Origin of the sequence: Streptomyces roseochromogenus subsp. oscitans DS 12.976, assembly GCF_000497445.1 — a bacterium.
Taxonomy (GTDB): domain Bacteria; phylum Actinomycetota; class Actinomycetes; order Streptomycetales; family Streptomycetaceae; genus Streptomyces; species Streptomyces oscitans.
Genome location: NZ_CM002285.1, coordinates 5,836,570 through 5,849,532 on the forward strand (window position 1 = coordinate 5,836,570; position 12,963 = coordinate 5,849,532).

The 12,963-nt window shown below is 71.1% G+C and carries 12 protein-coding genes, 1 tRNA gene and 1 pseudogene; 8 read left to right on the plus strand and 6 right to left on the minus strand.

What is annotated here, in order from left to right; all coding sequences use genetic code 11:
* Window positions 1-76: 76 nt before the first annotated feature.
* From M878_RS74880 to M878_RS74890, 3 genes are all read left to right on the plus strand, one after another.
* Window positions 77-163, plus strand: a tRNA-Leu gene (locus tag M878_RS74880).
* A gap of 154 nt (window positions 164-317) precedes the next feature.
* On the plus strand, window positions 318-1,544 hold the full coding sequence (locus M878_RS74885) for a 4-hydroxybenzoate 3-monooxygenase (RefSeq protein ID WP_023549973.1): 1,227 nt from the start codon (window positions 318-320) through the stop codon (window positions 1,542-1,544).
* A gap of 186 nt (window positions 1,545-1,730) precedes the next feature.
* Window positions 1,731-2,591, plus strand: coding sequence for a Bax inhibitor-1/YccA family protein (locus M878_RS74890; RefSeq protein ID WP_023549974.1), 861 nt, complete (start codon window positions 1,731-1,733; stop codon window positions 2,589-2,591).
* Window positions 2,592-2,651: 60 nt separating this feature from the next.
* On the opposite strand, the gene M878_RS74895 is transcribed toward M878_RS74890, so the two are convergent.
* A complete protein-coding gene (locus tag M878_RS74895; protein WP_020940491.1) occupies window positions 2,652-2,882 on the minus strand; it encodes a DUF4287 domain-containing protein in 231 nt (76 codons plus the stop codon).
* A 99-nt stretch (window positions 2,883-2,981) separates the two neighbouring features.
* On the opposite strand from M878_RS74895, the gene M878_RS74900 reads away from it, so the two are divergent.
* The gene (locus M878_RS74900) at window positions 2,982-3,293 is read left to right on the plus strand and encodes a hypothetical protein (protein ID WP_078630385.1); all 312 of its coding nucleotides are present in this window, start codon (window positions 2,982-2,984) and stop codon (window positions 3,291-3,293) included.
* 57 nt (window positions 3,294-3,350) lie between these two features.
* Here the strand turns inward: M878_RS74900 and M878_RS74905 are convergent, their stop codons facing one another.
* The 3 genes from M878_RS74905 to M878_RS74915 form a co-directional block, all read right to left on the minus strand.
* Complete coding sequence (locus M878_RS74905) at window positions 3,351-4,133, minus strand: hypothetical protein (RefSeq protein ID WP_037730192.1); 783 nt, start codon at window positions 4,131-4,133, stop codon at window positions 3,351-3,353.
* A 283-nt stretch (window positions 4,134-4,416) separates the two neighbouring features.
* Entirely contained in the window at window positions 4,417-5,637 is a 1,221-nt protein-coding gene (locus M878_RS74910; protein ID WP_023549977.1) for an acetyl-CoA C-acetyltransferase, read from the minus strand.
* Window positions 5,638-5,832: 195 nt separating this feature from the next.
* Window positions 5,833-6,897, minus strand: coding sequence for an SGNH/GDSL hydrolase family protein (locus M878_RS74915; RefSeq protein WP_031225743.1), 1,065 nt, complete (start codon window positions 6,895-6,897; stop codon window positions 5,833-5,835).
* A gap of 159 nt (window positions 6,898-7,056) precedes the next feature.
* Between M878_RS74915 and M878_RS74920 the strand changes: the two genes are divergently transcribed.
* A complete protein-coding gene (locus tag M878_RS74920) occupies window positions 7,057-8,445 on the plus strand; it encodes a cystathionine beta-synthase (RefSeq protein ID WP_023549979.1) in 1,389 nt (462 codons plus the stop codon).
* A gap of 431 nt (window positions 8,446-8,876) precedes the next feature.
* Here the strand turns inward: M878_RS74920 and M878_RS74925 are convergent, their stop codons facing one another.
* Window positions 8,877-9,302 carry a hypothetical protein gene (locus M878_RS74925; protein ID WP_023549980.1) on the minus strand — a complete coding sequence of 142 codons (426 nt, stop codon included), beginning with the start codon at window positions 9,300-9,302 and terminating at the stop codon, window positions 8,877-8,879.
* Window positions 9,303-9,396: 94 nt separating this feature from the next.
* Window positions 9,397-9,558: pseudogene (locus tag M878_RS74930) on the minus strand (ATP-binding cassette domain-containing protein); the annotation flags it as partial.
* A 141-nt stretch (window positions 9,559-9,699) separates the two neighbouring features.
* Between M878_RS74930 and M878_RS94775 the strand changes: the two are divergent.
* From M878_RS94775 to M878_RS74945, 3 genes are all read left to right on the plus strand, one after another.
* The gene (locus tag M878_RS94775) at window positions 9,700-11,514 is read left to right on the plus strand and encodes an aromatic amino acid ammonia-lyase (RefSeq protein WP_023549982.1); all 1,815 of its coding nucleotides are present in this window, start codon (window positions 9,700-9,702) and stop codon (window positions 11,512-11,514) included.
* The gene (locus tag M878_RS74940; RefSeq protein WP_245238205.1) at window positions 11,511-12,431 is read left to right on the plus strand and encodes a MurR/RpiR family transcriptional regulator; all 921 of its coding nucleotides are present in this window, start codon (window positions 11,511-11,513) and stop codon (window positions 12,429-12,431) included. The genes M878_RS94775 and M878_RS74940 overlap by 4 nt, the downstream gene beginning before the upstream one ends.
* Window positions 12,432-12,524: 93 nt before the next feature.
* The coding region (locus tag M878_RS74945) for a hypothetical protein (RefSeq protein WP_023549984.1) at window positions 12,525-12,963 on the plus strand (439 nt) is incomplete at its 3' end.

A 12,963-nucleotide genomic window follows, 5' to 3' on the forward strand; every position in this document is an offset into this window, starting at 1 on the left:
AACATCGGCCCGCCCTTCCGCTGTTCGGGGGATGCGTCCCGATAGGCTCGAACCTCGAAGCGGAGCCCCATGGCCTGCCCGGATGGTGGAATGCAGACACGGCGAGCTTAAACCTCGCTGCCCCTTCGCGGGCGTGCCGGTTCAAGTCCGGCTCCGGGCACCAACCGCGCCTTGGCGGCAGTCCTGCCCATTGACATCGGATGCCCTCAGGCTCAGACTCGGCCCTCGAATGAGTGAAAAAAACTTCACTAGGCGAACTACAGGAAATCTCGGAATCTCAGTCTGAGGCAGCGACGCCGCGGGAAGGGACAGAGTCGATGCGCACCACCGTCGGGATCATCGGAGCGGGACCGGCCGGACTGCTGCTCGCGCGGCTGCTGCACCGCGCCGGTATCGGCTCGGTCGTCCTGGAGAGCCGCGACCGCGCCTACGTCGAGCACCGCCAGCGCGCCGGGATCCTGGAGCAGGGCACGGTGGACGTGCTGCGCGAAGTCGGCGCCGGGGAGCGGATGGACCGGGAGGGACTGCGGCACGACGGTATCGAGCTGCGCTTCGACCGCCGTCGTCACCGCGTCGACTTCCCCGGCCTGACCGGCGGCCGGTCGGTGATGGTGTACGCCCAGAGCGAGGTCTGCAAGGACCTGATCGCCCTTCAGCTGAAGGAGGGCGGACCGCTGCTGTTCGAGGCGCAGGCGCTGGGGGTCGAGGGCGCGGACGGCGACCGGCCGCGCATCCCGTTCCGGCACCAGGGCCGCGAGGACGTGCTGGAGTGCGACTACGCCGTCGGCTGCGACGGCTTCTGGGGCGTGGCCCGGGGGGCCTTCCCGGCCGCCCTCTCCCGCGTGTTCGAGCGGACGTACCCCTACGCCTGGCTCGGCATCCTCGCCGACGTCGCGCCCTCGCACGACGAACTCGTCTACGCCCGCCACGAACGCGGCTTCGCCCTCTTCTCCATGCGCCCGCCCGTCACCCGCCACCGCCCTTCCGAAGAAGTCGCTTCGCTCCCTGTTGAATCCTTCGTCTCCCGTCTCTATCTCCAGGTGCCCGCCGAAACGGACGCCGACGAATGGACCGACGACGCGATCTGGTCGGAACTGGAGCGGCGCTCCAGGACCGACGACGGCTGGCGGCTGGAGCGCGGGCCCATCACCCGGAAGTCGGTCACGCCCATGCGGTCCTTCGTTCACGAACCGATGCGCCACGGCCGTCTCTTCCTGGCCGGCGACGCCGCCCACATCGTCCCGCCGACCGGCGCCAAAGGCATGAACCTCGCCGTCGGCGACGTCGTCACCCTCGCCCGCGCCCTCGTCCACGAGAAGCAGACCGGCTCCCCGGACCTCCTCGACTCCTACTCCGCGACCTGCCTGCGCCGCGTCTGGCAGGCCGAGCGGTTCTCCTACGACATGACGACGATGCTCCATTCGGCCCCGGACGGTACGCCCTTCGACGCCCGCCTCCAGCAGGCACGGCTGGAACGGATCGCCTCCTCCCGCGCGGCCGCGACCGAACTGGCCGAGGCGTACACCGGGTTTCCGCTGGGGTAGCGACACGTCTCGGTCGCGTAGCAGGTTCGTCATAGAAGGCGATCACCCTTGGCCGGGAATCGCCGGTACGCGTAGCGTGTTGGGGAGCACGGCAGGGGAAAGATCCTCCTCAGGTATCATGGTCGGTCCTTTGCCAATCCATTACTCTTGAGCCAAGGCTGCGCACGGCAGCCATGGAGGAGTGAAATGAGGAGCAGTAACCCGGTCTTCTCGCGACGGGGGTTCAGCCGCGACAACGGCTACGCCGGCTTCAACACCGCACCGCAGGCCGGGTACGCACAGGGCAACCCGTACGCGCAGAACCCCTACGCCCAGAACCCGTACGCGCAGGGTGGCGTCCAGTACGGCGCCCCGCCGCAGGCTCCGGTCACCACCGACCGGATGACCATGGACGACGTCGTCGTCCGCTCGGCCCTCACGCTCGGCACCGTCGCCGTCGGCGCCGTCCTCGCCTGGGCGCTGCTGCCGGTCACGGCGACCAGCTACGGCCTGGCCGTCGGCTCCGCGATCGTCGCGTTCGTCCTGGCGATGATCCAGAGTTTCAAGCGCACCCCGTCGCCCGCGCTGATCCTCGGGTACGCCGCCTTCGAGGGCGTCTTCCTCGGCGTCATCAGCGAGATGTACAACAGCCGCTGGAGCGGCGCCCCCTTCCAGGCGGTGCTCGGCACCATGGCGGTCTCGGCCGCGACCTTGCTGGTCTACAAGGCCGGCTGGATCCGCGTCACCGCCCGCTACGCCCGCATCGGTATCGCCATCGCCATGGCGTTCATGGTGGTCATGGCGGTCAACCTGCTGCTGGTCGCGTTCGGCGTCGCCGAGAACGGCGGCCTGCGCAGCTTCGGCCCGCTCGGCGCGCTCGTCGGCATCATCGCGATCCTGCTCGGCGCGTTCTTCCTGACCCTCGACTTCAAGCAGATCGAGGACGGCATCGCCTACGGCGCCCCGCGCAACGAGTCCTGGCTGGCCGCGTTCGGCCTCACCATGACCCTGGTGTGGATCTACGTGGAGATGCTGCGGCTGGTGGCGATCTTCACCAGCAACGACTAGCGCACGCGCCGGCCGTGACGTGAGAAGGGCCCCGGGTTGCGACCCGGGGCCCTTCGCCGTCTAGAGCAGCTTGCGGGCTGCCCTCCTGAGGTCGTACTCATGGACGATCGCCTTCGCGTGGCCGTACGCGAGGTCGTACTCGTGCCGGAGCCAGCTGACCTTCTCCTCGAAGCGGAACAGGGCGGGGCCTTCTTCTACGGTGCGCAGCCAGTCGGAGACTTCACGACCGGTGCAATGGGGGATGCGGGCGAGCAGATTGCGGTGGGTCTCCTCGGAGAAGAGTTGGGACATCGGCGCCTCCGAACGCAAAGGGGATGTAAGCCGGTCCTTCACGTCACGGTGCCTGAGCGTTCGCGTATTGGCAACAGTGCGGCACGTTACGCTCGGCGCGTGGTTGATACGACGCCCTTGGCCCAAGCAGTGGATCACTTCGCCGACCGGTTGCGGGCCGCTCCGCAGAGCCGGCTGCAACGGGGCGCCGCCGGTGAGGCCTTGGCTGTGGCGAGGGAGCTCTCTCGGCGGGCCCAGTTGCTGGAAGAGCCTGGTGCCGAACCCCGGGAGATGCCGGATGCGGGAATGTTCGCGGCGGCTGACCAGCTTCTGGTCGCCGCGCATGACTTGGCGCTGCTGTTGCGGAGTGACGACGAAGTCGCCGAAGCGGTGAGGTTGGTCGAGGAGGCGCGTCAGAGGGCGGGGGTCTGAGACCGGTGCGCGGCTGCAGCCCCGCGCCCCTTTGGGGCGCTGACCCTCACCAGTGTTTCAAAGTGACGCTATGACCCTGTCGGCCAGGATGTAGACCGTGTCCTCGCCGCAGGCGAAGGTGAGGGTGTAGGCACCGGAGATGCCGGAGCCGCCCAGCAGATACGGGGCCTCGCCCGCCTCTACGGCGGCCGCGAGGCGTTCGGCGGTCTCGCGGTGGCCTGGGGTCATGCACAGGGTGGTGCCGTCGGCGAAGACATAGACGTCGAGGGTGCCGAGCGGGCCCGGGCGGACGTCGGAGAGCTCGACCTGTTCGGCGGCCAGCTGCTCCAGCGTGGTCACCGTGCGCTCGTGGTCGTTCACCGCCGGGGACTGCACCGGGACGAAGTCGGGGTGGGAGGGGTGACGGCGGCGGGCCGCGGCCAGTTCCGGGGACTCCCCGGCGAACTCGTCGGCGTCGGCGGTCGGCTCGGACACCGGCTCCAGGCCGACGAAGTCGCTCTGCCGGGGCAGGAACAGATCGGCCTCGGGCAGGCCCAGCAGGGACGGGGAATCGGAGGCGTCACGGGACTCCTGCGCGGCCCAGAAGGCACGTGCCTCGGCCAGCTCCCGCTCCCGCTCCTCGGCGAGCGCCTCGGCCACGGCCGCGCGTATCTGGTCGGCGTCGGCGTGGGTGCGGGCGCTCGGCAGCAGGGCACGGGTGGTGGCCGCCTGGTTGTCGGCGAGCTGCTGCTGCAGATCCGCGAGCTGGCGGCGCAGCCTCAGAACGGTGCGCAGGACGGCGACGCCCACGGCGCCGGTGGCGGCCGTGGTGAGCAGCAGGGCGATCGGCATGGCGCTCACTGACGTACTCCCGGTTCAAAGTCGACCCCCGACTTCCTACATCAGCTTGAAGTGTGGACTAAGCAGCTGTCAGTGCGTAACGTCACGAAACGGACAGGACTTTGGGTTCGTGATGTTGTTGCGCACCGTGCTGACCTGCCCTGACCTGCACCGATGGGTGTAGCGAGCGAGATAGGTCACATCCTGGGGGAGATTGGATCACGAAAAGGCCCGGAACCTTGGGGATTCCTCGGTTCCGGGCCGGTTCCTGACGGGATGTGTCCGTCCCGCTACGGATGGTGGGTCAGCTGAGGCGCTCGATGACCATCGCCATGCCCTGGCCGCCGCCGACGCACATCGTCTCCAGGCCGAACTGCTTGTCGTGCCACTGCAGGGAGTTGATGAGCGTGCCGGTGATCCGGGCGCCGGTCATGCCGAAGGGGTGGCCGACGGCGATGGCACCGCCGTTGACGTTCAGCTTGTCGATGTCGATGCCGAGGTCACGGTAGGAGGGGATCACCTGGGCGGCGAAGGCCTCGTTGATCTCGACCAGGTCGATGTCGTCGATGGTCAGGCCGGCGCGGCGCAGGGCCTGCTGCGATGCCTCGACCGGGCCGAGGCCCATGATCTCGGGGGAGAGGCCGGAGACGCCGGTCGACACGATGCGGGCGAGCGGGGTGAGGCCCAGCTCGCGGGCCTTCGTGTCGGACATGATGACGACAGCCGCGGCGCCGTCGTTGAGCGGGCAGCAGTTGCCGGCCGTGACCAGGCCGTCGGGGCGGAAGACCGGCTTCAGGCCCGCGACGCCCTCCAGGGTGACGCCGGGGCGGGGGCCGTCGTCCTTGCTGACGACCGTGCCGTCCGGGAGGGTCACCGGGGTGATCTCACGCTCCCAGAAGCCGTTCTTGATGGCCTGCTCGGCCAGGTTCTGCGAGCGGACGCCGAATTCGTCCATGTCCTGGCGGGTGATGCCCTTGGCGCGGGCCAGGTTCTCGGCGGTCTGGCCCATCGCGATGTACGGGTCGGGCAGCAGGCCGTCCTCGCGCGGGTCGTGCCAGGTCGTGCCCTCCTGCTGGGCGACCGCCTCGGTACGGGCCTCGGCCTCGGCGAAGAGGGGGTTGTGCGTGTCCGGGAGGCCGTCGGAGCTGCCCTTGATGAAACGGGAGACCGTCTCGACACCGGCCGAGATGAAGACGTCGCCCTCGCCGGCCTTGATGGCGTGCAGGGCCATGCGGGAGGTCTGCAGGGACGAGGAGCAGTAGCGGGTGATCGTGCAGCCCGGCAGGTGGTCCATGCCCATCTGTACGGCGACGATCCGGCCGAGGTTGTGGCCCTGCTCGCCGCCGGGGAGGCCGCAGCCGAGCATCAGGTCGTCGATGTCCCGGGGGTCCAGCTCGGGGATCTTCGCGAGCGCGGCCTGGATGATCGTGGCGGTCAGGTCGTCGGGGCGGAGATCCTTGAGGGAGCCCTTGACGGCGCGGCCGATGGGGGAGCGGGCGGTCGAGACGATGACGGCTTCGGGCATCACGGCTCCGATCAGAAGGGGCGGCGCGCAGCGCCTCGTTGAGGGGCGGCGGTCGGGTGACGGGTGGGCGGTGTTTTTCTCGGGCAGGGCCGCTTGGGAAGTTACCCGCCCGTATGGTCCAGGTCACGGGTGCGGTGGTGTGACACTGGCCGCAATTTACTAAGCGCTTGCTTGGTGCCGGCCGGGGTGCGCAGGTCAGACCGACGGAGTCGCGGGCTCGGCCTCCGGTACCCGGCGCCGCCGCCTCCGCTTGAGCAGCGCCCACGGTCCCCGCGGCCCCGTCGGCATCGCCGCGGTGACCTCCGTGCCGGCCTCCGAGGCCGCCTCGGCCGCGGCGCGAGCAACGGGCAGGAAGCCCTCGCGGCGGGAGACGTCGGGGCGCTCCTCCTCCGCCGGCCACAGGCCCAGTGCCGCGCACACCGTCGGCAGTACGGCCATCGCCGCCGTCGCGTAGCCCTCCGCCGAGGGGTGGTAGTTGTCGGGCCCGAACAGTTCCCGCGGGTTCGCCGCGAACTCGGGGCCCAGCAGGTCGCCCAGCGACACCGTGCGCCCGCCCTGTTCCACGACCCCGATCGTCTGGGCGGCCGCCAGCTGCCGGGAGGCCCGCCGGGCCAGCCAGCGCAGCGGCTGCTGCACCGGCTCGATCGTGCCGAGGTCGGGACAGGTGCCGACCACCACCTCCGCACCGGCCGTGCGCAGCCGCCGTACCGCCGCCGACAGATGACGTACCGAACGGGTCGGCGGCATCCGGTGGGTCACGTCGTTCGCGCCGATCATGATCACGCAGATGTCGGGGACGTGCGAGGACCCGGAAAGGATCTGGGCCACCTGGTGGTCCAGGGCGTCGGACTGGGCCCCGGGCTGGGCGACGTTCCGTAGCTCCACGGGGCGTTCCGCCACCGCCGCCAGCCCCGAGGCCAGCAGCGCGCCCGGAGTCTGCCCCGCCCGGTGCACGCCCTGCCCGGCCGCCGTCGAATCGCCGAGCAGGGCCAGGCGGAGAGGCGGTTCCTCGGGGACGCCGTACGCTCCACCGCTCCCCCCACTCCCGGCTTTTCCCGAGTGAGGGGACCCCCATCCGTACAACCCGTCGGCCACCGGGACGCGGCCGCCGCTGCCGTTGCCCACGTGGCGGCGGGCCAGCCGTACCTCCGCCAGCAGCACGCCGACCGCGGCCGCCCCGATCAGCCCGACCCCGCCACCGCCGTACGCCGCTCCGGCCGCGATACGCCGGGCCACTCTCGCCCTCGACATGCTCGTCATGCGTCGCCGCCACCTCCTCGTAGCCGTACATCCACTCCTTGCCCCGTACAGCCCGTACGCCAATCTCAACGAGGAGTGAACGGCCGTCTGAGCCGCGCAGCTGGCCTTAGGCTGGCGACACCACTACGACCACATCTTTTGCAGCAACCGGAGACAACGGTGCAATTCCACGACTCGATGATCAGCCTTGTCGGCAACACCCCGCTGGTGAGGCTCAACAACGTGACCAAGGGCATCCAGGCGACGGTCCTGGCCAAGGTGGAGTACTTCAACCCGGGCGGTTCCGTGAAGGACCGCATCGCCCTGCGCATGATCGAGGCCGCCGAGCAGAGCGGGGAGCTGAAGCCTGGCGGCACGATCGTGGAGCCGACCAGTGGCAACACCGGTGTGGGGCTGGCGATCGTCGCCCAGCAGAAGGGCTACAAGTGCATCTTCGTCTGCCCTGACAAGGTCTCCACCGACAAGATCAACGTGCTGCGCGCGTACGGCGCCGAAGTGGTGGTCTGCCCGACCGCCGTGGACCCCGAGCACCCGGACTCGTACTACAACGTCTCCGACCGGCTCGTCCGCGAGACCCCGGGCGCGTGGAAGCCCGACCAGTACTCCAACCCCAACAACCCGCTCTCGCACTATCACTCCACCGGCCCCGAGCTGTGGGAGCAGACCGAGGGGAAGATCACCCACTTCGTGGCGGGCGTGGGCACGGGCGGGACCATCTCCGGCACCGGCCGCTATCTGAAGGACGCCAGCGACGGCAAGGTCCAGGTCATCGGCGCCGACCCGGAGGGGTCCGTCTACTCCGGCGGCTCCGGGCGGCCGTATCTGATCGAGGGCGTCGGCGAGGACTTCTGGCCGACCGCCTACGACCGCACCGTCGCCGACGAGATCGTCGCCGTGTCCGACAAGGACGCCTTCCAGATGACCCGCCGCCTCGCCAAGGAGGAGGGCCTGCTCGTCGGCGGCTCCTGCGGTATGGCCGTCGTGGCGGCGCTCCGGGTCGCCGAGCGGCTGGGCCCCGATGACGTGGTGGTCGTGCTGCTGCCGGACAGCGGCCGCGGGTACCTTTCGAAGATCTTCAACGATGAGTGGATGGCCGACTACGGCTTCCTGGAGGACGAGGGCCCGAGCGCCCGCGTCGCCGACGTCCTGAACTTCAAGGCGGGCGCGACCATCCCGTCCCTGGTGCACATGCACCCCGAGGAGACCGTGGGCCAGGCCATCGAGGTGCTGCGCGAGTACGGCGTCTCGCAGATGCCGGTCGTCAAGCCGGGCGCCGGCCACCCGGACGTGATGGCCGCCGAGGTCGTCGGGTCCGTGGTGGAACGGGAGCTGCTGGACGCCCTGTTCAGCAAGCGCGCGTCCCTCGACGATCCGCTGGAGAAGCACATGTGCGCCCCGCTGCCCCAGGTCGGCTCCGGCGAGCCGGTGGGCGACCTGATGTCCGTGCTCGGCTCGGCCGACGCGGCGATCGTCCTGGTCGAGGGCAAGCCGACCGGCGTGGTCAGCCGGCAGGACCTGCTGGCCTTCCTGGCCAAGGGCGGGAAGTAGCGGCGAACCTCCGGTGAACTGGGGGTTTACGGCAGCCACTTGAGGTGAGGCGGGGTTCGCGGAAGCGGTACGAGCGTGTCACGTGCGCGCAGCACCCGCTTAACACGGGTCCGGCACAGTAGTGGGTGTCGGCAGGGGTGATGGAGGTACCTCCCAGGCGTTGAGCCCTGGAGGAGGCTCCCCGCCCAGGCCGGCGCCGAGCGGCGTCAAGGACCTCCGGAGCGGCTCCCGGACCTCCATGGACGCCATGGACGCGCAAGCCCGGCCCTGACCCGGCCCGCGTCCCTCGCGGGGACCGCCGTCGTCCCGCCCCCCGGCAACGGGGGTGCGGCGGTCCCCGCGCAAGTATTTTCCGCGGCGCTCAGCGGACGGTTCCGGATGCATCGGCAGTACGGAGCTGTCCGGGCGGCTGGACGCGGCAGGCGTGAGGCTCAGCCGTCCTCGCGGGAGCGGCCGCGGCGGCCGGCGAGCAGCTCCGGGTTGAGCCGTGCCGCCTGGGCGAAGTTGACGCCGACGATGCCGACCCAGGTGGCGATCGTCCCGGCCGTCCCCGCGATGCCGCCGCCGACGGCGGTCAGCGGTATCGCCAGGACCAGCGAGATGATGGCGAACCCGAACCGCTCCGGCCAGGTGTCGGCGTCCTTCGGGCGCCGGGTGCCGCGCGCACTCGCCATCTGCTGCTCGGCCAGATGTCGCCGCACCCGGCGGTCCACCGTGTCGTCGATCCGCTGCTCGACCTTCTCCAGGAAGGAGTCGACCAGCGCCGGCTCGTATTCCTCGCCCAGTTCCCTGCGGGTCTGGAGGGTGGCGTCGAGTTCTTTTCTCAGGTCGGTGTCCCGCGAGTCCAGTGCGCTCATGAGAGCCACATTAGGGAGCGCTCACGCCCTCCGCACTGGGGACAACCCCCCTACTTCACCAGTCCGTGCTGCTCGGCATAGGTGTCGGCCACGTGGTGCCCGAGGTCGGTTCGATCATCCGCAGGGTGGTGGTCTTGCCACAACCGGAGGATCCGACCAGGACGGTGATGCCGCCCTCCGGCATCTCCAGGTGGAGATCGTGGACTGCTGTGGTGCCGTTGGGGAAGCGCCTGTGGACCGCATCGAACTGGATCATGAGATGTCCCTTGCCCGGCTGTATAACGTCATGCAGAGTTCTTGGTGTGTGAATAGATTGTCAACGGTTCGGTGTTAATCCGCTGTAACGGATGTCCGAGAGGCAAGATCCAATGTCCGGATTGAGGGGAGCTTGGGTGTGATGTCGTCTCGCATCGTGGACGTGCGGCAGCCCATTCCCAGCACGCAGGCCGCGACCGTGGTCCTGAACGGCTCCGGACTCGGCGTCGAGGACGTCGTCCGTCTCGCCGACGGCACCGCGCATCCGGTCCCCGAGGCCGATGCGATGCGGCGCGTGGAGCACTCCTGGAACGCCGCCCGGCAGATCGCGGCCACCGGACGCGTCTACGGCCGCTCCACCGGCGTCGGCGCCAACCGGAACGAGGACGTGCCCACCGAGGCCGCCGCCGGCCATGGCCTGCGCCTGCTGCGCAGCCACGCCGGCGCCATCGGCGACGAGCTCCCCGCCCGCCAGGTCCGCGCGATGCTCGCCGTCCGCGCCAACCAGTTGCTGGCCGGCGGCGCCGGCCTCAGGCCCGGTGTGGTCACGGCCCTGTGCGAGGCGCTGGAGACCGGCGCGTATCCGGTGGTCAACGAGTTCGGCTCCGTCGGCACCGGCGACATAGCGGCCCTGGCCCAGGTCGGGCTCGCGCTCGCCGGCGAACACCCCTGGCGCGGCACCGGCACCCCCACGCCGCAGCCCCACGGCGACGCCGGTGCCTCCGAACCCGGGCGTCTCGGCGACGTCGGTGCGTCCGGGCGGCAGTCCTTCGGTGGCGCCGGCGCCTGCGGGCCGCAGTCCTTGGGTAGCGCTGGCGTATCCGAACCCGGGCTTCTCGGCGACGCTGGCGCATTCGGCCCGCAGTCCCTTGGCGACGCCGGTGCCTGCGGGCCGCAGTCCCTTGGCGACGCCGGTGCCTGCGGGCCGCAGCTCCTCGGTAGCGCTGGCGCCTCCGGACCCGAGCTCCTCGGTGACGTCCGCGCCCCCAAGCCCCAGCCGCTCGACAACAACGACGCCCTCGCCCTGATCAGCAGCAACGCCCTCACCCTCGGCCAGTCCGCGCTCGCCCTGTACGAACTGCGCGGGCTCATCGGCGCCACCCAGGTCGTCGCTGCGCTGTCCCTGCTCGCCGTCGACGGCTCCCACGAGGCGTACGCCGCCCCCGTGCACGCCGCCCGTCCGCACCGGGGCAGCGCCGAGGTGGCCCGGCGGATGCGGGAGCTGATCGGCGCCGCCGACCGGCCCACCCCACCGCTCGGCCGGATCCAGGACCCGTACGGCTTCCGCTGCCTGCCCCAGATCCACGGCCCCGCGCACGACGCCGCCGACACCCTGGAGCAGGTGCTGACCGTGGAGATCAACGCGGCCGCCGAGAACCCGCTCATCGCCCCCGAAGACCTCGCCGCCTACCACCACGGCGGCTTCTACCAGGCCCAACTGGCCCTCGCCCTCGACCACTTCAGGCTCGCGCTCACCCAGGTGGCCCGGCTGTCGACGTCCCGCCTGTCCACGCTCAACGAACCCGCCTACACCCGGCTGCGCCCCTTCCTCGCCGACCATGAGCCGGCCTCCTCCGGCGTGATGATCCTGGAGTACGCGGCCGGAGCGGCCCTCGGTGAGCTGCGGGCCTTCTCCGCGCCCGCCTCGCTCGGCCACGCTGTACTCTCCCGGGGCGTCGAGGAACAGGCGAGCTTCGCCTCGCTGGCCGCGCGGCAGACCCTGCGCGCGTGCGGTGCGTATCGTCTGGTGGTCGGCTGCGAACTCGTCGCCGCCGTTCGCGCGCTGCGCCAGCGTGACCTGCGGCCCGACCCGGGGCTGCCGGCCGGAGAGGCGTTCGCGCTCGCCGAGTCGGTCCTCGACGCCGACCCGGCCGACCGGCCGCTCACGGACGACGTGACGCAGGCGGCCGCACTGCTCGACCGGTTCACGGACATCTGGAGGGGGAGCGCGTCATGAGCGTGGACAGGAATATCGGTGTGGCTTCCGGCGAGACGCCGGAGGCGGCGGCCGTGGCCTCGGGCGGTCTCACCTCAGGTGCGACGGACAGTCCCGCGAACCGGCTGCAGGCGCTGTTCGAGGGCCACCGGCTCACGCCGACCCAGCGCCGGATCGCGCACAGCATGGTGCGGCGGGCCGCCGACGTGCCCTTCCTGTCCAGTGTGGAGCTGGCCGAACTGGCCGGGGTCAGCCAGCCGTCGGTGACCCGGTTCGCCGTCGCGCTCGGCTTCGACGGCTATCCGGCACTGCGCAGGCATCTGCGCGAGGTCGTACCGGCCGAACCGGCCTCCGAGGCGGGCGCCTTCAACGAGTATCAGCAGGCCGTCGAGGCCGAGATCGAGAACCTCAGGCACCTCGCCGACCTGCTCGCCGACCCGCGCCCGGTGCAGAAGGCCGGCCGGGTCCTCGCCGCCTCCCGTCCGCTGCCGGTGCTCGGACTGCGCGCGGCTGCCTCCCAGGCGTACGGCTTCACCTACTTCGCGGCCAAGGTCCACCCGGACGTCCGGCTGCTCAACGAGGGCGGCACGATGATCCAGGACCGGATCGACGCGGCCGTCCGCGCGGGCGCCTCCGCGCTGCTGTGTTTCGCGCTGCCCCGGCATCCGCGCGAGGTCGTCGACACCCTCGCCTACGCCAAGGACGTGGGCCTGACCACCGTCACCGTCGCCGACTCCGCGTTCGCGCCGGTCGCCAAGTACTCCGACCTGCTGCTGCCCGCCGCCGTCGGCACCGGGCTCGCCTTCGACACCGCGTGCGCGCCGATGCTGCTCGGGCGGGTGCTGCTGGAGGCGGTCTGCGACGACCTGCCCGAGGCGCAGGCCCGGCTGGAGGAGTTCGACGCGAAGGCGGCGGCGCGGGGCCTGTTCGTGGAGTGACCTGCCTGCGCGGGCGCTCTCAGACTCGTCTCACGTTCGCCCGTTAGCGTGCCGCGCCGACAGCACTGTGCCGGGACGGCGAGGAGGCGGATCGTGGCGCGCGGAGTACGCGGAGTACAGGGCCTGGCCCGGGTGGCCGTCGTCGTACGGGCCGGGGCCGCACCGCTGTGGTGGTTCGGAGTGTGCGCCGCGGGGATCGGGGTGCTGCCGCCGGGGGTGACCGGCCGCCGGGCCGGGGTGCTGGCCGGGGCCGCGCTGTTTCTGATCGGCGCGGCGGTCGTGGCGCTGGTGCGCCGGGGGCGGTACGCCGCCCTCGCCCGCGGCGCGGTCCGCGCGGGCAAGTACGACGTGCTGCAGGACCGGGCGGTGACCGTGCGCACCTGGCGCCGGGGTCACCGCTGGTGGCTGCTGCTGGCCTTCGCCGTCGCGCTCGGCTCGTCCTTCGCGGTGCCCGTGGCCGGCGGCCTGCTGCTGGCCGGACTCGGCACCGGGCTGCGGCTGAAGGCGGCCTGGCTCGGGCGGCGCGAGCGCG

Excerpts from the sequence above, each read along its gene's own strand:
- M878_RS74915 (WP_031225743.1), bottom strand. The coding sequence starts at position 6,897 with ATGACGAGCATGTCGAGGGCGAGAGTGGCCCGGCGTATCGCGGCCGGA.
- M878_RS94775 (WP_023549982.1), top strand. The coding sequence starts at position 9,700 with ATGTCGTCTCGCATCGTGGACGTGCGGCAGCCCATTCCCAGCACGCAG.
- M878_RS74885 (WP_023549973.1), top strand. The coding sequence starts at position 318 with ATGCGCACCACCGTCGGGATCATCGGAGCGGGACCGGCCGGACTGCTG.
- M878_RS74890 (WP_023549974.1), top strand. The coding sequence starts at position 1,731 with ATGAGGAGCAGTAACCCGGTCTTCTCGCGACGGGGGTTCAGCCGCGAC.
- M878_RS74940 (WP_245238205.1), top strand. The coding sequence starts at position 11,511 with ATGAGCGTGGACAGGAATATCGGTGTGGCTTCCGGCGAGACGCCGGAG.
- M878_RS74925 (WP_023549980.1), bottom strand. The coding sequence starts at position 9,302 with ATGAGCGCACTGGACTCGCGGGACACCGACCTGAGAAAAGAACTCGAC.
- M878_RS74895 (WP_020940491.1), bottom strand. The coding sequence starts at position 2,882 with ATGTCCCAACTCTTCTCCGAGGAGACCCACCGCAATCTGCTCGCCCGC.
- M878_RS74910 (WP_023549977.1), bottom strand. The coding sequence starts at position 5,637 with ATGCCCGAAGCCGTCATCGTCTCGACCGCCCGCTCCCCCATCGGCCGC.